This window comes from Terribacillus halophilus, assembly GCF_900162685.1.
GTDB classification, from domain to species: Bacteria; Bacillota; Bacilli; order Bacillales; family Amphibacillaceae; genus Terribacillus; species Terribacillus halophilus_A.
In genome coordinates this window covers 2,303,175-2,322,835 of record NZ_LT727828.1, presented here as the reverse complement: position 1 = coordinate 2,322,835, position 19,661 = coordinate 2,303,175, and the positions used below count along the sequence as shown (strand labels likewise).

The window sequence follows — 19,661 nt, the reverse complement described above, 5'->3', positions numbered from 1 at the left end:
AAAGCATATTTGGTACATTATATTTGTGAGAAACATCACAAACAAGTCCCCTTTGTTTGGATTATTGTTCTCCCATCCCCTCAGTAGAAGTTATACATGAAAAAGGTCTGCCATTAGGCAGACCTTTTTTTATATATTCCATTTGTTTAGAAACTGATGAACAGAGGTGGTGAAGCTATCCAGGTCTTCAAAGTGGATAGCGTGACCACACTTTTTAAATTGTTCAACTTCTGCATGTGGATGCAGTTGTTTCATTTCCTCCCAGACATCTTCAGACAAAATAGGGGAGTTGGCACCACGCATGAGCAAAGCAGGGCAGGAGACATTTTGAAATGTTTTTGTATAGTCACCGTTCAAATAATCTTGCGATGCTTTGATGCCTTTGTTATCGAAGCAAAGACGCCAGCCATCTTCTGCTTCATAAGCACTTTCGGCATAATAAAGGTAATGATTTTCATTTTGAGCTTGTTCAATGCTCTGACATAGAGCAGTAAGCGTTGGTGCAGGCTCTTGGAATTTCATTGCATAAGACAGCTCGCCGGATACTTGATGGCCCATATCTTCAATGATAAGGCCATCAATGCGGTCAGGGTGAGCTGCGGCGTATTGATAGGCTGTAACGCCGGATAAGGAGTGGCCGAGAAGTATCAGGTGCTTTGCCGCGCCAATTTCATCAAGCAATACCTCCAGGTCATGGAGGTAGGAAGCGCGGTCGTAATCTGCCTGTGTTTTTGCATGACCACTTTTTCCATGTCCCCGCAGATCTGGAGCAACAATCCGCCAATCTTTCGTACGCTCCATAAATGGGATATATAAGCTGGCACGAGCGAAGAGGCCATGCATCAGAACTAAAACATGATCCGATTCTACACCATTGTCTAGGTAAGCAAGTTGCAAGCCGTCTGATTCTATATAACATTGTTTCATAATATATCCTCCTTCAGCTGAATCTTTGTTCCGATACCCGTTTCGATGCAACGAAAAACAGCCGCACATGTTGTGCGGCTGTTGAAATAAGTGCAGCAAGCTTTACTCAGCTTTAGAAGTAATATTATATCTCCAAAAAGTATCATGTTTAACAGGAATGCGTTCTACCATCTGTTTCAGTTGCAGCTTTTTCATTTCCTTCTCTGTCTGAGCAGCTGTCCAATCAAAGATCAAGGAAATCTCTCGGCTGCCAACAAATTTGTAACTGGATAGGAATTCTTCCACAGACGGTTTATCCGCCGGCTGCGGATCCTTTTGCAGCATTTGGTGCAAAACATTCACGTATACGTCATAGCTGTATATGCCGGAAATCTTAATTCCTGAGTCTTCTTCTGATTCATTGAAAAAGACAATGGACGGCGATTCATCAATTTCCAACTCTTTGGCGAGTTTAACGTCACACTGGAATGCTTTTTTTGCGGATGCAGAATACATATCGTCATGGAACTCATCCAGATCCAAATTAGAAATCCTTGCACAATCCATTAAAATCTCATCTGCTGTAATATCTTGCTTATTTAAGAAAAGTGCTTCTTGAATGGTACGAAGAAAACGAGTGCCAGCTTTCCTTCCTTGCAGCTCAGCTGCTTTTACTGCCAAGGATGTTCGCCATGGGAAGGACACAGCATTGTTTAGCAGCAAGTTATCCGGCTGCAAAACAGTTTTCGGGTACGTGCATTCACTTTTTTCACGAACAAGTGGCTGATAATCTCCAGTTAAAATTGGACGTAAAGTGAAATACTGTCCATATTCAATCGTCAGTTTTTTGAGTAAAGGCTCGAGGGACCAGCAATCTTTGCAAAGCGGATCGATAAAAACGTAAATCTCCACAGGTTTCTTTGAAGAGGAAGACAATCCGCAAAATCCGCCGCAGTCATCCTCAGAGATTTGCTGGTTTGAATTGGAAGATTCCCAGATCATATCGATTCTCCTTTCTCTTCGTCTGGTGTGTTAATCATATGATGTGCGGTTAGCGCAAGTCGTTCAAAAATAATACTGTTATAAGGTTCTTCAATGCCAGTTTCCTCTAGGGCATCTGCCATACAAGAAAGCCAAGCATCCTTACGCGTCGTTGTTATTTCAAAAGGGAGGTGCCGGTATCTTAATTTTGGATGACCATGCTCCTCTGTATAAAGTGGCGGTCCGCCGAAAAATTGAGTAAGGAACTGCTTTTGTTTGCGTCGAGTCTCACTTAAATCCTCTGGGAAGATTGGCTTTAATTGTGGGTGCTTTGCTACGCGCCGGTAAAAAGCATCCACAAGCCGTTCGAGTGCAGCCTGTCCGCCGATGTTTTCGTACAATGATTCCGAATGATTCATCGTTCTTCCTTTCTAATACAAAGCGATTACCTAACAATTGCCCCTGCTTGTGGGGTCAACTGTTACTTATTTTAGCAGGCAATGCGCTGGTTGAGCAACTTATCTGTTTTCAAGAGAGTCATAGAATCGCTGAATCTTGTTTGGTGTCTCACGTTTTGTAATATCATACTCGGCAAGAATAGTTTGGAATACAGACTGTCCATGTGCAAAAGTGTTAGCTTCTAATTCTAACTCGAAGTCAACTGTATCTCCATATTCGCTTCGATCGAGTACAACCGTCGTATCATGATAAGCGGTTTCGCGTCGAGTCGTTTTCAAACTACCTCCGTACGCAAGCTTCTCCGTGGAGATGCCAAGCTCTTTCAGCTGCTTACTGATTTCAGGTCCTAATTTGATCTCTCCCTGTATCCAAGCATGCGCTTGTTCTGCTGTCAAGGAATCGTGGGTTTCCAGCAGTCCGTCTTCAAAGGGCTGTTTTAGCGTAGATTGGTATTCTCCATTTTTTTCTCGAATTCGCAAGGCCGCACCATGCTGTTTGAGTTGAAAATCCTTTGTCTCGAAATAATGATTCACTTGTTGAATGACAGATTCATTTTCCATTTTGAATATCTTATATAATGTCTCAAACTCTGCTTCTGTGAGCAGATTTTTAAATTCAATTTCTAATTCTTGCGGCATGTTATTACCCCCTGTACGTACATCTGTTGTTTTCCATTGTTATGCCAAGCTGCTTTTATGATACACTGAATGAAGAGATAATGCATCTGGAACAACTAGACGGGGCTGGTAAGAAAAGGGGCAATGTGAAGCATGAACTGGGAAGTATTTTTGGCACCATATGCACAGGTGGTTGAAGAACTGAAAGTGAAATTGAAAGGGATGCGTTCCCAATTCGAATATGAATCACGTCATTCACCAATTGAATTCATCACAGGTCGTGTGAAACCGGTAAGCAGTATATTACAGAAGGCAGCTACAAAGCAAGTTACTGTCGATCTGCTTCATCGGGAAATCCAAGATATTGCTGGTTTGCGGATCGTTACACAGTTTGTGAATGACATTTATACGGTGGTAGGTATGCTGAAAGCGCGCAAGGATTTCATTATAGTAGATGAGATTGATTATATTGTGCAGAAAAAAGAGAGCGGCTACCGTTCTTATCATATGATTATTGAGTATCCAGTTGAAACCATTCATGGTGAGAAAAAAGTGCTGGCAGAGATACAAATTCGGACGCTGGCGATGAACTTTTGGGCCACGAATGAGCATTCACTCAACTATAAATATGATGGCCAAATACCGGCAGATTTGAAAGTGCGATTAAAACGGGCGGCAGAAGCTGCATTCCGCCTGGATGAGGAAATGTCTAAAATCCGGGATGATGTACGAGAAGCACAACGGATCTATCGTGATCAGCAGCAAATAAAAAAGCATAAATAGGAGTGTAAGCTGGGATGAAATATACGGTACTTTCAAGGGGAGATGAGAAGTCCGATCGTATCAAAGAGACGATCGTCGACCATCTCGCTCATTTCAATTTCGATTATGATGAAAAGGAGCCTGATCTTGCCATCTCTGTTGGGGGTGACGGTACTTTCCTAGAGAATTTCCATACGTTTGTCCACCGGCTGGACAGTACAGCTTTTATTGGTATCCATACTGGACATTTAGGATTTTATGCTGACTGGGTCCCAGAGGAACTTGAGAAGCTGCTGCTTCAAATAGCAAATAAACCGTACCATATTGTAGAGTACCCGCTCTTAGCAATCTCGATTGCCCATAAGGACGGCAGAGTGGACGAGCATTTAGCATTGAATGAATGCTCCGTTAAGACGCCGGACGGTTCGGTTGTACTTGATCTCTCTATTAAGGGCGAGCACTTTGAGACATTCCGCGGAGACGGCCTGGTCATTTCCACACCATCAGGCAGTACAGCATACAATAAGGCCCTAAACGGAGCGATTATCCATCCGTCACTTGCATCCATCCAGGTGACAGAGCTTGCTTCTATTAATAATCGCGTATTCCGGACAATCGGTTCGCCGCTTATACTGCCAAGCCATCATCCATGTACGCTTCGTCCTGTCTTGGATAAGAGTTTCTTCATTGCTATTGATCATATGACCGAGAACCATACCGATATTGAGTCTATTACCTGTTCTGTAGCCAAGCAGCGCGTTCGCTTTGCTCGCTTTCGTCCGTTCCCGTTTTGGAAACGAGTGCATGACTCCTTCATCGCAGATAAGAGGTAGACCTTATGAAATTAAGTTGGACTTTACAGGAAGAAGTCAGCCTGAAGGACTTCTTGAAGTCACAAGGCGTGTCCAGAAGATTATTCAAAACATTGAAAGAGGAGCCGGAGCTGGTAACACTCAATCAGCTGCCGGCCCTTCTTTGGTATACAGGAAAACCGGGCGATTGCTTGGAAATAAAGCTTCCAGATGAGGAAGCGGGTGGTTTTATGGAGCCAGAGCCGATTGACCTGACAATAGTCTATGAAGATGAGCATGTTATCGTCCTTGATAAGCAGCCAGGCGTCGCTGTCATTCCTTCGATGAACCAGCCAAATGGAACAATTGCCAATGGTCTGCTATGGCATTACCAGCAGCAAGGGCTTGCTTATACTGTTCATATTCTGACAAGACTGGATCGTGATACTTCTGGTCTGATGCTTATTGCCAAGCATCGATATGCGCATACCCTCTTGGCGGCAGACCAAAAACAGGGGAGAATTTATCGGTCTTATGCCGCACTTGTAGAAGGGCAGCTCATACAGGGAGCTGGATCAATTCATCAGCCGATTGGCAGAAAAGAAGGTTCCATTATTGAGCGGGAAGTTAGACAAGATGGCCAGGATGCTTTGACTTATTATCGTATACAAGAAAGGTTTGCTTGTCATACATTGCTGGAAATGAAACTTGCAACAGGAAGGACGCATCAAATTCGAGTGCATATGGCTTTTCTAGATCATCCATTAGCCGGAGATACACTTTATGGCGGTCGAACTGATTTGTTGAAGAGACAAGCATTGCACTCCCAGCAGCTGCGCTTTACCCATCCCTTTACGAAGCGCGTGCTCACTTTCCACTCAGCAATACCAGCTGACTTCTTAATCGAATGAGCGGAACTTTTCATCAACGAATGGCTGCTGTGATGGAACACTATAAAGCGTGCGTTCCGGGAAGCGGCAGGCAGTCAGTTTGTTGCCGAAAACACAGCCAGTATCGATATTTATTGTATGATGAATGATGCGGGCGTCAATGACAGGTGTATGTCCGTATATGATCCAATTATCGCCGTGGTAATGCTTGGCCCAATCACGTCTGACAGGACGGCCGAGCTCATCCATTTCCCCGGTCGTATCACCGTACAGGACGAAGCTTTTTACCTTTTTCCCCTCTTTTCCAATAAGAGACTCCTTTATTCCAGCGTGTGCTGCTATTGCGTTTATTTCCGGAAGCTGTTTATACAGAGGTGCTTTTTTGTAAAGCTGCATGAACATATTCGAGAGTTTACGGCGTTTATTCGGTTCACATGCTTGTAACTCGGCTACCGTTGTTTCTAACCCGTGCTTGACTTGCACATTATTACCGAGTAAGTAGCGGTATAACTTATCACAATGGTTCCCTGGCACATAAAAGCCCAGTCCGGCTTCTGTCAGACGATAGACTAGTTCAATGACACCAATAGAATCTGGGCCGCGATCGGTTAAATCGCCGATGAAAAAAGGCTGCCGGCTGTCGGGATGGACAGGCAGACCATCTTTCATTTCATAACCCAGCTCATGGAATAGATCCAGTAGTTCCGGCAAGCAGCCATGAACATCTCCTATAAAATCGATTTTCATTCAAATCACTCCTATATAAAAAGGGAAAGCTTTGATGAAAGCTTTCCCTTTTTTACGTCTAGTTATTTCTGTGTTTCGAACATGTACGTTCTTGTTCGTGAGTGAATATTGAGTACGATGCCTATCGCAATCATGTAAGCGAGCGTGGAGCTTCCGCCGTAGCTAAGGAACGGAAGCGGGAGGCCAGTGATTGGAACGAGACCGACCGACATACCGATGTTTTGGAATATTTGATATGTAAACATTCCGATGAAGCCGGCAGCTAAATAACTGCCGAATGGCTCATTGCTTTCTAAACCTACTTGGATCATTCGATAAATAAGAATGAAGAACAAGAAAAGGACAATTGCCGAACCAATGAATCCATATTGCTCGGCTATGGCAGAAAAGATGTAATCGGTATGGCGTTCTGGAATGGATACCTGGAAATTAGACGTTCCCTTTCCAAGCAGAATGCCGGAGCCGATTGCCATCAAACCTAACCGATACTGATAACTGGAATCAGGGTATTTCTCTGGATATAGCCAGCCGAGAAAACGGCTTTCGACATGCTTGAAGATTGTTTCTTGCAAGAAAGATCCGACCTGATTCGGGAAAATAAACGCCAGCAAACCTACAATCGTTGCAATACCTACCACCACACCGAGAATCATCAGCAGAAGCCGCCAGCTGATACCAGACACGAGAATGGTAGCGCTGAGAATAGCACATAGTACCAGGAAACCACCAAGGTCAGGCTGCGAAGCAATTAATCCCATTGGGGGCAATGCGACAGCTAACAATTTGCCTAGCAGAATTAAATCAGTTTTGTTCGTGCGCACCGTATTTTTCTCATTATGGGACATAATCACGTGAGCCAGAGCGATAACGACGAATACTTTAACAAATTCAGCCGGCTGCATCGAGCCGAGACCAGGCAGGATAAACCAGCTTGTCGCGCCGTTTGCTTCATTGATAATGGCTGCTGGAAACTTGAAGAAGAGCATGAGCAGCATGACAATACCAATTCCGTAAAATATCCACACAAGCTGGCGCAGGCGGTCGTAATCAAGCAGCATCATAACGGTGATGACAACGGCGCCAAGTACATACCATAAAATTTGTTTCGGCATATATTGTGTCTGAGCTGCAAGGCCAGATAAAGTCGGCTGCAGTTCATGTAACGTAAACGAAGAGACGATACCAAGTAATATCAAAACTAATATAATTGTTAGATCTAACCGAAATTTGTTAGAATTCATACACAAAACCTTTCTTTCGTTCCTTCCGCATCTCTAGCTGCTATAAAAGCGATTAGATTTTGCAAATGAGTGGAATATAATCTTGTTACAGTTTACAACAAAATTACGGATAAATTAAGTGAACACTATTAAAGTTTTTTAAACCTTTTAGGAAACGAGCGTTTATCCGTTGACAAATAACGGCACGTTGCATACTATTGATTTTTCGTGCAAGCGAGGAGGCTGGCTTATGGATCATTTAGAAAACCAAGAAGTCTTACTATATCAGAATAAAATAAGGGAAGCACTAGCCAACCAGCAGATTGATCAATTTCGTGCAGAATACCTAGAACTGCACCCATATGATCAAGCTGCCGTTTTCGAAGAGCAGCCAGAAGAGGTTCGTAAACAGATCTATTCCTATCTTTCCCCTGAAGAAGCAGCCGAGATAATGGAAAACGTTGATCAAGAAAATGCGGACGAATATTTCACCGAGATGTATTCCCGATATGCGGCCCAGGTACTGGCGGAGATGTCGGCCGATGATGCGGTTGATATATTGAAGGAAATGGACAAGAATAAGGTTGCTAGCTTCATTACAATAATGGAAAAAGAAGCTGCGGATGAAATTAAGCATCTTCTTCATTATGAGGATAAAACGGCGGGAAGTATTATGACGACGGAATTCGTCAGTGTCAGTGCCGCCGATACAGTAAGAGAAGCGATGCTGCATCTGCGTGCAGAAGCACCTGATGCTGAGACCATTTATTATACGTACGTCGTCGATATCGACAAAAAACTAGTCGGTGTTATTTCATTGCGTAACTTAATTATTGCAGAAAAAGATTGGCTTATATCGGAAGTGATGAGTGACCGGATTGTCAGTGTAGCTGTCGGAGATGACCAAGAACACGCTGCGCAAATGATGCGTGATTATGACTTCCTAGCACTGCCAGTTGTGGATTTTCAAAATCATATCCTTGGGATTATTACGGTCGATGATATTCTTGACGTTATGGAAGAGGAAGCGGATGAAGATTACAGCCGACTAGCCGGTGTAAGTGATACCGAAAAAGGTGAAGATAGTGCCTTTGTATCTGCACGAAAACGTCTTCCGTGGCTTGTTGCACTTCTTTTTCTTGGTATGATCACGGCTAGCTTGATCAGCCGCTTTGAATCAACGCTTAGCCAAGTTGCTATCCTTGCAAGCTTCATACCGCTCATTGGTGGTATGGGAGGTAATACAGGAACCCAAGCACTTGCAGTCGCAGTACGTGGTATGGCAACGGGTGATATCGCCAAGCGCGGTAAGATGCGTATGGTGCTGCGTGAAGGCCTGACAGGTATGATGACTGGATTAAGCTGCGGTATCGTGATTACCATAGTAGTTGCGATTTGGCAGAATAATGTCTATCTTGGCTTACTTGTAGGACTATCCATTTTTACTACATTGATTATTGCAACATTAGCAGGAGCCATTATTCCGCTTCTCATGCACAAAATGAATATAGATCCGGCTATAGCTTCGGGTCCCTTTATTACGACAATCAATGACATTATATCCATCTTGATTTATTTTGGGCTGGCAACAGCCTTTATGGGATTTATTACACAATAGAAGAAAAAAGGAGGGTCCAGCATGGAGCATGAATCCATTCTTTCCCTAGTAGTAGTTATTCTAGCAGCATTCCTCACACCGATTTTAATGAATCGTCTGAAGCTCCGTGCGCTCCCGGTCGTTGTTGCAGAGATTATCGTTGGTATTATTATCGGCCAAAGTGGTTTTGATTTAGTGAATCAGAGCACGTGGCTGGAAACTTTATCTACACTTGGTTTTATCTTTTTAATGTTTTTAAGCGGGTTGGAAATTGACTTTTCCATCTTTGCGAATAAGAAGAAAAGGAAGAAGGAAGGTCAGCCAACACAATCTCCGTTTATTATATCGGTTATTGTGTTTGCAGGTATTCTTATTTTATCTGTCGGGTTATCTTATGCCTTTGTTCTGGCAGGCTTTATCGATAATGTTTTCTTAATGACATTAATCATTTCAACGATTTCATTAGGTGTTGTCGTTCCAACATTGAAAGAAGCACAAATGATGAAGTCGACTTTTGGACAGACAATCTTGATGATCGCAGTCATTGCAGATTTGTCCACAATGATCCTGCTCGCTGTATTTGCCTCCATTTATGGACATGAAGGCGGCAGCATGTGGCTATTGCTCATTCTGTTTGGTGTTGGTATTCTGCTTTACTTTGTCGGGAAGATATTCCAAAAGCGATCCTTTGTTGAAACATTATCAAAGGGAACTGTCCAGATTGGGACAAGAGCTGTCTTTACATTAATTATCGTTCTTGTAGCCGTATCCGAATCCGTAGGTGCTGAAAACATTTTAGGTGCTTTCTTAGCTGGGACACTCGTTTCCTTGCTGTCGCCAAATCAGGAACTTGTCCATCAGCTGGACAGTTTTGGGTATGGCTTCTTGATTCCAATCTTCTTCGTAATGATCGGAGTAGAGATGGACTTACGCTCCTTGCTTACAGATCCACAAATATTAATGCTCATTCCGCTGCTTCTAGTTGCGCTGCTCGTGTCAAAAATCGTGCCAGTGCTATATTTACGACGATGGTATGATTGGCGCTCTGTCATTAGTGCAGGTACCATTCTGACGTCTACGTTATCGTTGGTTATTGCTGCCGCTGCAATCGGTGAGCGGATTGGCGTTATTGACAGCAAGATGGAAGGAGCACTCATCTTGGTAGCTGTTATCAGCTGTATTGTTACACCATGGTTCTTCAAGCGATTTTATGTGCGTTATGTGGAAACAGAGAAGAAGTATGATGTTGGATTTATTGGTGCGAATCAGCTGACGATGCCTTCTGTGCGCAATTTAGATGAGCGGTATTATCGGACGCATTTGTACCACACAAAACAAGACAAACTTGATGAGAGCCTGGCACAATCACGCTTTGACATCCGAGAACTGGAAGACTACGATCCTGTAAAACTGGAAGCTCTCGGGGTGTTCGATGTCGATATCCTGGTTGTTTCATCTGGGGATGAAGAGAGAAATAAAGAACTCGCGCTTCATGCCAAAGAACTTGGAGTCGAACGAGTTATTGCTCGTATTGAACAGCCAACGATAAGCGATGCATTGAAGGAAAAAGATGTAGAGGTATTTTCTGTGCTGCTGTCAACGAATGCATTATTTAAAGCGCTGATTGAGGCGCCTAGTGTTGTCAATATTATGACCAACCAGGATAATGCGCTTTATCAAGTTTCCGTGCAGAATCCTGCCTATGATGGCGTGTCTCTGCGGCAGTTTCCGTTTCATGGGGATTTGATTATTGTCCGTATCTTCCGTGGAAAGGATTCCATCGTTCCGCATGGCGATACCGTGCTCCGATTGGATGACATGCTTATCGTTACAGGTTCTGGTGAATATGTAGGCGATTTACGAGAGGTATTAGAATAAAGGCTGTCTGCGGACAGTCTTTTTTTTATGCAATTATCTGGGCACCGACTTGTAAGGAAATGCATACACTAGGTAGGAATCCTAATGTAGAGGAGGACAATGCATGTCTAAAGGGAAAGTACGACGCGAGCAGCCGCTGTTATTTATCTCCCAGCCAAAACTGGATTTGCCGAAAGCAGCCATGCAGCAAGCTTACCGAACAACGAAAGAAAAGAGGAAAGAAGAGGTAGCAGAAGAGATACCAGAAGAACTACTAAAGGAAATAACGGAAGAAGCTGTGCGTTTGGAAGAAGAAGAAAAGTCAGCGGAAATAGAAGTTCCAAAACAGAAAAAGAAGGGGAATTTCAAAGACCTGACGCTAATTGAGAGGATTGATTACTGCTTGAATCTTCCTTCTCAAATTCCGCGGATGAAATGTGAAATTGTAACCGAGGAAACTAGCATTATTGGAATTATTTTGGGGATAGATGAAGATGTTATTCAGGTGAAATCGGTACGCCGTCCATTTAAACGAGAAATTAAGTTAGCAGCCATCAAGGATATCAAGCTGCTTGGATTTTAAGAAAAAAGTTCAATCTTGAATTTCAAGATTGAACTTTTTCTCTTTAGATAGATGGTGTTGTTCCAGTATTTCCGTTGAAAGCAGAGATTGCTGGAAGCGTTGAAATATGGCAGAAGCAGTGCAAGTCGACAGTGAAGCAAACGCCAGTTGCAGTCAAGTTCGCAACCGCCTGGACATCAATTGTATCTGGTGTTAGGTTTAGATCTGCCGGATCACGCAGCAATTCCAATACCGCACATCCGTCCTCGTATACTGTCTTCACACGGAAGTAGAAGCTCGCAACAAGCGGTCCAAGTGCTCCTGGTACAGATCCTGGTACGACTCCAAGACCTCTAAATGGAGTGCCGTCCTGGTTGTAAAGAATAAATGGTACTGTATCAAAACCAGTGGATCCTCCCCAGTTGCCTAGAAGATCGTTGATGGATTGTTCCGCACTTGTTGCACAGCATTCTGTGTAGATATCCTTTTGTGCATTAGCGATTTCTTTTAGGATATCGATTACGCAGCCTGTGCCTTTTTCACATCCACAGCTCATGATGTTAACCCCTCTCAAAAAGATAAAGTAATGACGTATCGTCCTTAATAAGATATGGGATGCCCGGTGTTATGTGTGGGCGTTTGCCACGATTGCTAAATAAGTTATTAGGTAATGAAGGAATCGCTAAGTCCTTCTCTATAATAGGCATACTATGCACACCACCTTTTCGCTGCTAACATAGACTATTCCAGAATTGAGTTTGGGAAAAGGAGTGAAACGTATGTCGGAAGAGAAAAAAGTAATTCATGTAAAAAACTTAGTTATCAAAGCGGATAAAGTTATACTCGATACAGATGATGTGAAAGAAGAAGAGCGCGATCATCATAAAAAGCGTCAGCATGATCCCTTCTTTGGTCCGCATCGTAAAAGAGACGAAGAGAGAGAAAATCATCATGATGAGAAGAATGATCGTGAAGATAAGAAGGAAGACAACGAACATAAAGATACAGATAAAAGACGCCGGAATTTCTGGTTCTAAGTGAGAGAGCAGCCGTGGCTGCTTTTTTTATGTTAAACAAGGGAAAAACGGGGGAATAGAAGAATAGAAGTAAAGGAGGAGGAGATGCCCATGACTTGGGGAGTGCCAGTACCGGGATATCAGTATATGGATTACCAAAACAGAGTGATAGGAATACGGAGAAATCGCTATACAATTGAAAGTGTCAATCCGGTTACACCAGATCAAGCACGTGACACATTTGAGCAGCGGGTCCAGGACCGCCTGGTTTATCAAGCAACTTTGTCTAACGCTAATAATAAAAAAAACGCGAAAGAAACACCCTTTGACAGCGAGTCATTCAGCATGCTGACTGGCAAAGGACGTTATATTGACACACAATATTAGGTTATTAGTTGTAGGCTCTTGTCAATAAACCATCTGTAGATGTCCATTCCGCGTACGCCACATCTGCCACTTTCTCAAAGCCTTGTTTTTTAATTTCTTGGTGCAGCCATTCCAAGGTTTGTCCGCTGTTGATCACATTATCTTTAATAATTTCTCCATCTAGAATATAGGAGACAGGAAGCGGGTTAGCTTGTTCCGGAAGCTTTAAATCATTCCGGGTTGGTGTTTGGTAGGCGCTTTTCTTTAGGATACTCAAGGTGCCGTTTGCTTCAATAATGGCATAATCCACTTCTGCAATTGAAAATACATTATTTGTTCGAAGCTGATGCATCAGCTGGTTAAAGTCCATTTTATTGGCTTTCATATCTTCATAGCGTATTTCACCTTGGGAGATGATAACAGACGGCTTTCCTTCAAAAAATCCTCTTGTTCGCTTAAAGCGCTGGGTGATTTTTTCAATGACAATCATCAACAAACCCCAAGTGATAATGGCAACGGCTATATGCGTTAATCCTGCTTCGGGATCGAATATAGCATTCCCGAACAATTCTCCTGCAGCAATAGCGGCGATAAAATCGAAAGCTGTAATCTGGTTCATTTGTGTTTTTCCAAGTACTTTCGTTAAAAGAAACAGACCAATGAATCCGAAAATAACTTCTACTATTATCTCTGCGTAGGTACCCACGTTTCTTCACATCCCTTCAAAGAAAGTTTTCCCAAAGGACACAAGCGTATACAAAAAAGAGACTCCCGATATGGAAGTCTCACAATTGTTTCGTCATCGTTTTATGCGGGATTCCCGCGTCCATGAATTCGTCAGAAACGACAGTGTAGCCAAGTCGTTCATAAAAGGGGATGGCTCTTGTTTGGGCGTTTAGCTTTGCTTTTTTCATGCCGCGTTTTTTCGCTTCTTCTTCCATTGCCCAGACAAGGTCATTACCGTAATGCTTGCCCCGAAAATCCTTGAGAATACAGATGCGTTCCAATTTAGCATAATCATCGACATAGCGCATTCGGGCAGCTGCCCCCGGCACATCTTCTTCATAACCGACGAAATGAATGCTATCGTTTTCTAATTCATCAATCTCGAGTTCGGCGGGTACTTGCTGCTCTTCTACGAAGACGAGCGTTCTTACTTGGAAGGCATCTTGCTGTTGTAAACTATTTTCTGCTACTGTTATCTTCATTATTTATTCCTCACCTAATGTAAATGATTCTTTTACCGTCCACTTGCTATCCGTTTGCTGTTCTAATAGATGGAACTGGGTCACTTCTTCATGGAATTGGAAGGTTTTCAGCTTAAGCGTTCCGTGTAAGTCGGCGTACTCTCCGTTAGAAAGTTCTTGAGCGATGGTAATATGCGGAACAAAATTATATTTTTTTTCTCCATCGAAGAAGCCATGATACAAACGCTCATGTAAGTTCGTCAGCTCTTCTGTTGGAGACACTTTAAAGTAAAGTGTATTGTGAGCTGGAGCGAATGTGCTCACCTTCTCGATTGTATAGGAGAAGGGGGCTGTTTCACGTGCAATTCGCTTTAGTTCACTAACAGCATCAATCAAATCATTCTCGTTTAGCGCAAAGGGCTGCCTCACCTTTACATGAGGTTTAATAAGTGCATAAGCTGCATCAAATCTTTTTCGGTACGAATTGGCTTCTTGCTGCACTTGCTCGGATGGGAATATTGCTACCGTGTAGTTCATCTTACATACCTCCAAATAAGAATGAATAATTTGCGTATCATTTGCTTCTGTCTCTTATTATACCAAAGTTCCGGCGTGCTGTATGCGATGTTCGATTCAGCCGAAGACATCAAGCAGCACTTGTTTCATATCACGCTGCCAATACTTCCATGTATGTTCAGCATCCTCTAGTTCCCGATACGTATAATCGACAGCTTTGGACTGAAAATATGCTTGCAAACTGCGATTTGGTTCTACAAAGTCCATTTCTTTCTTAAAAGAAGTCGGAACTGCAGTCTCTTTCGTTCCAATTGTATGATAAATAGAAAGACTATCTAGCTGTTTGGCATCTTTTACTTCCTGCATAACTGTTTCATCGACGAGAGGGGACTGCATCACCACGCTGCCAAAGGTATGAGGAAACCGTACAGCAGCAAGAAGCGCAAATGTGCCGGCCAAGGAATCACCCATTAGGGTTCTTGTTGCACCCATATGTAATGTCGGCAGATCATCCTCAAGCAGCGGCAGCACCTCGTGCAGCAGGAACTGCAGATATGCCTCATGTTTCTTGCCAGTCGGATAGTACTTATCTATCCGGTCGTAGCGGTCACGATAATGAATGCCAGCGAATACAGTGTTTTGGATTTTTTCTTCGCTATGAAGCTGATCACTTAATGTTGCAATTCGGCCCATTTGAAAGTAATCATTGCCATCCTGCATAATGCATAGCTGATGCTTATACAAGGGAGAAAATGTTTCGGGTTTGTACCAGCGTACTTCCAAGCTTTCGTCCAAAAATATACTGTCTAGGACGACGCTTTCCATTTTTCCGTTACGTTTCATCTGTTAAACCTCGCTTTGTGAAGGGTTATGCTGTCATTTTACCATGAATGATAACAAGACGAATGAAAAAAGCAAATGGCAGGCGCCATTTGCTTAAGTTGAGACTGCTGAAGTAAGTCGTTGCAGCAAGCCATATCGCGGGGAGAAAATCCATGTGAATAGGAATAAGATGCCGCCTGCGGTACTCATGGCCCCAGAGATGGAAACATCGAGCCACGCAGCGCCATAATAGCCAAACACGGCACTGGCAATCCCGAATATACAGCTGTAGAGCAGCATGAGCGACAATCGATCCGTGAGCAGGTAGGCACATACACCGGGCACGACAAGCATACTGACGACCAGAATAGCGCCAACTGCATCAAATGAACCGACAGCTGTGATGCTGACAAGCCCCATGAGCAGGTAATGGATCAACGTAACGGGAAGGCCGAGTGTCAAAGCAAGCGCTGCATCGAACGACGTTATTTTTAGTTCCTTATAAAATAGCAGGATAACCACTAAGGTAAATGCAGTAATTGCGAGTAGCATGCTAGTTGCTTTCGGAATTTCGAAACCGAAAAGCGTGTGTGTATTTAACGGAAGAAAGGCGATTTCTCCCATGAGTGCATGCTCCACATCCAAGTGAACATCTTTTGCGAATAACGAGAGTAAGATAACACCGATGGCAAAGAAGGTCGTAAAAACAATACCGATACTCGCGTCTTCCTGCACACCTGCCTGATGAAGCGATTGTATGGCGAACGTGGTAACGAAACCGATAACGGCTGCGCCAATCAGCATATACATGCCATCCAAACTGTTTGCTATAAGAAAGGTGAGAACAATACCAAGCAGTACACTATGGCTGATGGCATCAGCTAGCATCGTCATCCGCCTGATAATCAAGAAGCACCCCACAGTACCGCAGCTTATCCCGACCAAGCAAGCTGTAAGCAGAATCCAGCCTTCGTAGGTCATACACTTTCCTCCTTTACACGTTCTGTGTGGATGCGATGGGCAGTCAGTTTTTGGACAAGGCTTCTTTTGCGGCCAAAGATAAACGAGACGGCAAAGAAAGAGGCAGCCGTCACAACAATGAGCGGGCCAGTTGCTAAACCAGTTCGAATGGTGCTAATCAACGCACCGGCCACGCCAGAAGCTGCTCCGATAGCGCCGGAGATAACGACCATCCAGCCAAGTCGATCTGTCCAGAAGCGCGCACTAATAGCAGGGATAATGAGCAGGGCTGCCATCAAAATAACCCCAACAGCTTGGATGCCGATAACGACAGTCATCACGAGCAGTGTAGAGAAAAGAGTCTCCAGTAAACCGATAGGTAACCCGCTGTTCCTAGCGAAATCAGTATCAAAAATAAGTAATTTCCATTCTTTAAATAGAAGGCAGGAGATGAAAATCAGTCCTGCAGCAACACCTGCCATTGTATAGACGTCATGACGTGTCATTGCTGCTGCCTGCCCAAAGATAAAGTGATCCAAGCCGCTTTTATTGCCTTCTGCTTGCTGTGTAATTCGTGAAAGAAGGACAATGCCAGTGCCGAAAAAAACACTCAATACCATACAAATGGCGGCATCTTTCTTGATTCTAGTTGTAGCCGTTATCAGCTGGATCAGGTAAGTCGCCAGCAGACCCGTAGCTGTGGCACCTAATAGAAGCACGAGCAGCTGTTTTTCACCTGTCAGTAAATAAGCAATGCAGATACCTGGGAGTGCGGCATGCGCTACCGCGTCTCCAATTAAACTTTGTTTCTTTAATAAAGCAAAGCAGCCAAGGACACCGCTGGCGATGCCGAGCAGCATCGTACTCAACACGACCCACTGGGTATTCGGCTGATACAGCAGGCTATCGACTAAATCCTGTATCATCTTGTCACCCGCTTATCCGGTCATCAGGTGCTGTGAAGAAAGCCAGCGCACCGCCGTATGTTTTTTGCAATAAATCCTTTGTGAAAACGAGTTCAGTCGGACCGTTGGCGATGACCGTTCTATTTAGGAGGAGCGTATGGTCAAAATACTCCGGTACCGTTTGTAAATCGTGATGTACAACAATGACTGTTTTACCTTTTTGCTGTAGTTCCCGCAGCAAATCGATGATTGCGTTTTCCGTTTTTGCGTCCACTCCGACAAATGGTTCATCCATCAAGTAAACATCTGCATCCTGTACGAGTGCTCGCGCCAGGAATACCCGCTGCTGTTGTCCGCCGGAAAGCTGACGGATTTGTCTATTTGCATATGCCTCCATACCAAGCTTTTGCAAAGCTTCTTTCGCTAGTGTGACATCTTGTTTGGAAGGTCGCTTGAACCAGCCGATATGTGCGTAGCGACCCATCAAAATGACATCCAAACTATTTGTCGGAAAGTCCCAGTCCACTGATCCGCGCTGCGGTACATAGCCTACATTGCGGTTTTTTGGGCTGTAAGGTTTGCCGAGTACAGAAATGTGGCCTGAAGAGCGTTTCAGCATACCAAGAATTGCTTTCATTAAGGTTGATTTACCCGCACCGTTCGGTCCAACAATGGCAGTTAGGCTGCCTTTAGGAATTGTCAAATTTACATGTTCCAAAACAGCTTTTTTATCGTATGCCACCTGCAAATCTTTCACTTCTAACGCATGCATTTGTCATCCTCCTATTTCAATGCTTCTGCAATCGTATCGACATTGTGGCGATACATACCGATATACGTACCCTCTTCAGTACCTGCTTCACCCATTGCATCAGAGTATAGTTCCCCGCCGATTTCCACGTCATGACCAGCTTCCTTTGCACCATCCATAACGGCATTGATTGATTTCTCGGAAATACTAGACTCAACAAACACAGCACCAATATTTCGTTCCGTCAATGTGTCTACTAATTTTTGAATATCAGCCAAACCATACTCAGAGTCAGTAGAAAGTCCTTGCAGTCCCATTACTTCCATATCGTACGCTTCACCAAAGTAGTTAAAAGCATCGTGTGCAGTCACGAGAACGCGTTGTTCTTCAGGGATAGACGCCATCTGCTCATTCGCATAACGCTGTAACTCATCCAGCTTCTCAAGATAATCCGCTTCATTCGCTTCATAGTCTGCTGTGTTAGCAGGATCTTCTTTTACAAACGAATCGGTAATATTGCTAATTGCATCTTTCCAGATAGCAATATCAAACCAGATATGCGGATCCGATAAATTGGCATCTGTTTCATCTGATAACAGAAGAGAGGGGTCTATGCTGTCACCAATCGCAACTGTCGGCGTTTTATCTTGCATACTTTCGAAAACTTCCAGCATTTGTCCTTCCAAATGCAGACCGTTATAAAGAATGACATCCGCATCTTGAAGTTTTTTCATGTCACGCTGCGTTGCTTTGTACAGATGCGGATCAATTCCTGGCCCCATCAAACTTTTAACTTCTACATGGTCACCGCCGATCTGTTCAGCAGCATCGGCAATTTGCGCAATCGTCGTTGTTACCTGCAATTTCTCTCCATCAGATCCGGAGTCAGAACCAGAGTCAGAAGCACCACAACCAGCAAGTAAGAAAATGATCAACAAAGGGGCAGCAAAAGAAAGCAGCTTTTTCACGTAAAACACTCCTCTTTTCGTACGGATTATTAGACAGTCACACATGTGTTTCCTTAGTGCAAAATTATAGTATGCGGACAGGAAAGTCAAGTGCATATTCCCAAAAAATAAAGCTTAAAGAAAATAAGTTTACTTTAGGCAAAACTCGACATACACAATAAAGAAAATTATGGTAATATAAAAGTTTGGAGGGATGGAAATGAATGCAATCACAGGAATTTTAAACGTTTTAAAACTTGCCGAAAAACTCAAATTTGAAATGCGTCACAGCTGGCTGTCAAACGGACGCCAAGAAAGCGTGGCAGAGCATACATGGCGAGTAGGACTGATGGCTGTTTTGCTGGAGCCATATATAGAAGAACGGATGGATATGGCAAAACTGCTAAAAATGATCATGATTCATGACTTAGTGGAAGCAGAAGCAAGAGATGTACCAGCTTTTGATACACTGTATGATGAAGACAGGAAAGAACAAAAACGTTTGGCAGAACATGCAGCAATGGAAAACATCGAAGCTATGCTGGAGGAAGCGCAAGGCAGCGATTTACGGGAACTTTGGATGGAATTTGAAGCGAAAGAAACATTCGAGGCGAAGGTAGCTAATGCATTGGACAAGCTGGAGGCGCAGCTGCAGCATAATGAAGCCGACGTGGAAACATGGCTGGAAGTTGAGAAGGAAATGGTCTATCTGTTAGCACCGCACACAGCGTTTCACCCGGTATTGGAGGAATTGCGGAAAGCGATTGTGACAGATGCAGAGGTGAAATTGCGTGTCCGGTAA

Annotated in this window: 24 protein-coding genes; 9 read left to right on the top strand and 15 right to left on the bottom strand. The window is 43.6% G+C overall.

Translation table 11 applies throughout. The features are described from left to right. Nucleotides 1-129: 129 nt before the first annotated feature. The 4 genes from B1K52_RS16450 to B1K52_RS16435 form a co-directional block, all read right to left on the bottom strand. Nucleotides 130-927 carry an alpha/beta fold hydrolase gene (locus B1K52_RS16450; protein ID WP_179106586.1) on the bottom strand — a complete coding sequence of 266 codons (798 nt, stop codon included), beginning with the start codon at nucleotides 925-927 and terminating at the stop codon, nucleotides 130-132. A 102-nt stretch (nucleotides 928-1,029) separates the two neighbouring features. Then, on the bottom strand, nucleotides 1,030-1,908 hold the full coding sequence (locus tag B1K52_RS16445) for a ClpXP adapter SpxH family protein (protein ID WP_077310189.1): 879 nt from the start codon (nucleotides 1,906-1,908) through the stop codon (nucleotides 1,030-1,032). After that, on the bottom strand, nucleotides 1,905-2,306 hold the full coding sequence (locus B1K52_RS16440; protein WP_077310186.1) for a globin domain-containing protein: 402 nt from the start codon (nucleotides 2,304-2,306) through the stop codon (nucleotides 1,905-1,907). The genes B1K52_RS16445 and B1K52_RS16440 overlap by 4 nt, the downstream gene beginning before the upstream one ends. Before the next feature lie 99 nt (nucleotides 2,307-2,405). Continuing rightward, nucleotides 2,406-2,984, bottom strand: a complete 579-nt coding sequence (locus tag B1K52_RS16435) for a CYTH domain-containing protein (protein ID WP_077310184.1) — start codon at nucleotides 2,982-2,984, stop codon at nucleotides 2,406-2,408. Between the two features lie 132 nt (nucleotides 2,985-3,116). Here B1K52_RS16435 and B1K52_RS16430 point away from each other — a divergent pair, with 132 nt between their 5' ends. Genes B1K52_RS16430 through B1K52_RS16420 form a run of 3 tightly spaced genes read left to right on the top strand, consistent with a single transcriptional unit; the run spans nucleotide 3,117 to nucleotide 5,427 of the window. Beyond that, complete coding sequence (locus tag B1K52_RS16430) at nucleotides 3,117-3,746, top strand: GTP diphosphokinase (RefSeq protein ID WP_077310181.1); 630 nt, start codon at nucleotides 3,117-3,119, stop codon at nucleotides 3,744-3,746. Between the two features lie 14 nt (nucleotides 3,747-3,760). Then, entirely contained in the window at nucleotides 3,761-4,558 is a 798-nt protein-coding gene (locus B1K52_RS16425) for an NAD kinase (RefSeq protein ID WP_077310178.1), read from the top strand. A 5-nt stretch (nucleotides 4,559-4,563) separates the two neighbouring features. After that, nucleotides 4,564-5,427, top strand: a complete 864-nt coding sequence (locus B1K52_RS16420) for an RluA family pseudouridine synthase (protein ID WP_077310174.1) — start codon at nucleotides 4,564-4,566, stop codon at nucleotides 5,425-5,427. On the opposite strand, the gene prpE is transcribed toward B1K52_RS16420, so the two are convergent. After that, nucleotides 5,416-6,153: a bis(5'-nucleosyl)-tetraphosphatase PrpE gene (gene prpE, locus B1K52_RS16415; protein ID WP_077310170.1), complete on the bottom strand. Its 738-nt coding sequence runs from the start codon at nucleotides 6,151-6,153 to the stop codon at nucleotides 5,416-5,418. The genes B1K52_RS16420 and prpE overlap by 12 nt on opposite strands. Before the next feature lie 62 nt (nucleotides 6,154-6,215). Then, complete coding sequence (locus B1K52_RS16410) at nucleotides 6,216-7,394, bottom strand: FtsW/RodA/SpoVE family cell cycle protein (RefSeq protein ID WP_077310167.1); 1,179 nt, start codon at nucleotides 7,392-7,394, stop codon at nucleotides 6,216-6,218. Nucleotides 7,395-7,623: 229 nt separating this feature from the next. On the opposite strand from B1K52_RS16410, the gene mgtE reads away from it, so the two are divergent. From mgtE to B1K52_RS16395, 3 genes are all read left to right on the top strand, one after another. Next, complete coding sequence (mgtE, locus tag B1K52_RS16405) at nucleotides 7,624-8,991, top strand: magnesium transporter (RefSeq protein ID WP_077310164.1); 1,368 nt, start codon at nucleotides 7,624-7,626, stop codon at nucleotides 8,989-8,991. A 21-nt stretch (nucleotides 8,992-9,012) separates the two neighbouring features. Further along, complete coding sequence (locus B1K52_RS16400) at nucleotides 9,013-10,848, top strand: monovalent cation:proton antiporter family protein (protein ID WP_077310161.1); 1,836 nt, start codon at nucleotides 9,013-9,015, stop codon at nucleotides 10,846-10,848. Nucleotides 10,849-10,951: 103 nt separating this feature from the next. Continuing rightward, a complete protein-coding gene (locus tag B1K52_RS16395) occupies nucleotides 10,952-11,410 on the top strand; it encodes a CotO family spore coat protein (RefSeq protein WP_077310158.1) in 459 nt (152 codons plus the stop codon). Nucleotides 11,411-11,453: 43 nt separating this feature from the next. Here the strand turns inward: B1K52_RS16395 and B1K52_RS16390 are convergent, their stop codons facing one another. Continuing rightward, on the bottom strand, nucleotides 11,454-11,945 hold the full coding sequence (locus B1K52_RS16390; RefSeq protein WP_077310155.1) for a CotY/CotZ family spore coat protein: 492 nt from the start codon (nucleotides 11,943-11,945) through the stop codon (nucleotides 11,454-11,456). A 223-nt stretch (nucleotides 11,946-12,168) separates the two neighbouring features. Here B1K52_RS16390 and B1K52_RS16385 point away from each other — a divergent pair, with 223 nt between their 5' ends. Both B1K52_RS16385 and B1K52_RS16380 read left to right on the top strand, forming a co-directional pair. Further along, nucleotides 12,169-12,426 (top strand): hypothetical protein, encoded by a 258-nt coding sequence (locus tag B1K52_RS16385; RefSeq protein WP_077310152.1) that lies wholly within the window; start codon nucleotides 12,169-12,171, stop codon nucleotides 12,424-12,426. A gap of 90 nt (nucleotides 12,427-12,516) precedes the next feature. Continuing rightward, a complete protein-coding gene (locus B1K52_RS16380; RefSeq protein WP_077310149.1) occupies nucleotides 12,517-12,792 on the top strand; it encodes a hypothetical protein in 276 nt (91 codons plus the stop codon). Nucleotides 12,793-12,796: 4 nt separating this feature from the next. Here the strand turns inward: B1K52_RS16380 and B1K52_RS16375 are convergent, their stop codons facing one another. From B1K52_RS16375 to B1K52_RS16340, 8 genes are all read right to left on the bottom strand, one after another. Beyond that, a complete protein-coding gene (locus B1K52_RS16375; RefSeq protein ID WP_256855945.1) occupies nucleotides 12,797-13,477 on the bottom strand; it encodes a DUF421 domain-containing protein in 681 nt (226 codons plus the stop codon). A 79-nt stretch (nucleotides 13,478-13,556) separates the two neighbouring features. Next, nucleotides 13,557-13,979, bottom strand: coding sequence for a GNAT family N-acetyltransferase (locus tag B1K52_RS16370; RefSeq protein WP_077310146.1), 423 nt, complete (start codon nucleotides 13,977-13,979; stop codon nucleotides 13,557-13,559). A 3-nt stretch (nucleotides 13,980-13,982) separates the two neighbouring features. Then, nucleotides 13,983-14,495: a 2'-5' RNA ligase family protein gene (locus B1K52_RS16365; RefSeq protein WP_077310143.1), complete on the bottom strand. Its 513-nt coding sequence runs from the start codon at nucleotides 14,493-14,495 to the stop codon at nucleotides 13,983-13,985. 96 nt (nucleotides 14,496-14,591) lie between these two features. Next, a complete protein-coding gene (locus tag B1K52_RS16360) occupies nucleotides 14,592-15,317 on the bottom strand; it encodes an alpha/beta hydrolase (RefSeq protein WP_077310139.1) in 726 nt (241 codons plus the stop codon). Between the two features lie 93 nt (nucleotides 15,318-15,410). Further along, entirely contained in the window at nucleotides 15,411-16,277 is an 867-nt protein-coding gene (locus B1K52_RS16355; protein ID WP_077310136.1) for a metal ABC transporter permease, read from the bottom strand. After that, complete coding sequence (locus tag B1K52_RS16350) at nucleotides 16,274-17,182, bottom strand: metal ABC transporter permease (RefSeq protein ID WP_143588906.1); 909 nt, start codon at nucleotides 17,180-17,182, stop codon at nucleotides 16,274-16,276. The genes B1K52_RS16355 and B1K52_RS16350 overlap by 4 nt, the downstream gene beginning before the upstream one ends. Before the next feature lie 4 nt (nucleotides 17,183-17,186). Continuing rightward, nucleotides 17,187-17,933 carry a metal ABC transporter ATP-binding protein gene (locus B1K52_RS16345; RefSeq protein WP_077310133.1) on the bottom strand — a complete coding sequence of 249 codons (747 nt, stop codon included), beginning with the start codon at nucleotides 17,931-17,933 and terminating at the stop codon, nucleotides 17,187-17,189. An 11-nt stretch (nucleotides 17,934-17,944) separates the two neighbouring features. Next, nucleotides 17,945-18,880, bottom strand: coding sequence for a metal ABC transporter solute-binding protein, Zn/Mn family (locus tag B1K52_RS16340; RefSeq protein ID WP_077310131.1), 936 nt, complete (start codon nucleotides 18,878-18,880; stop codon nucleotides 17,945-17,947). A 199-nt stretch (nucleotides 18,881-19,079) separates the two neighbouring features. Between B1K52_RS16340 and B1K52_RS16335 the strand changes: the two genes are divergently transcribed. Next, on the top strand, nucleotides 19,080-19,661 hold the full coding sequence (locus B1K52_RS16335; protein ID WP_373022583.1) for an HD domain-containing protein: 582 nt from the start codon (nucleotides 19,080-19,082) through the stop codon (nucleotides 19,659-19,661).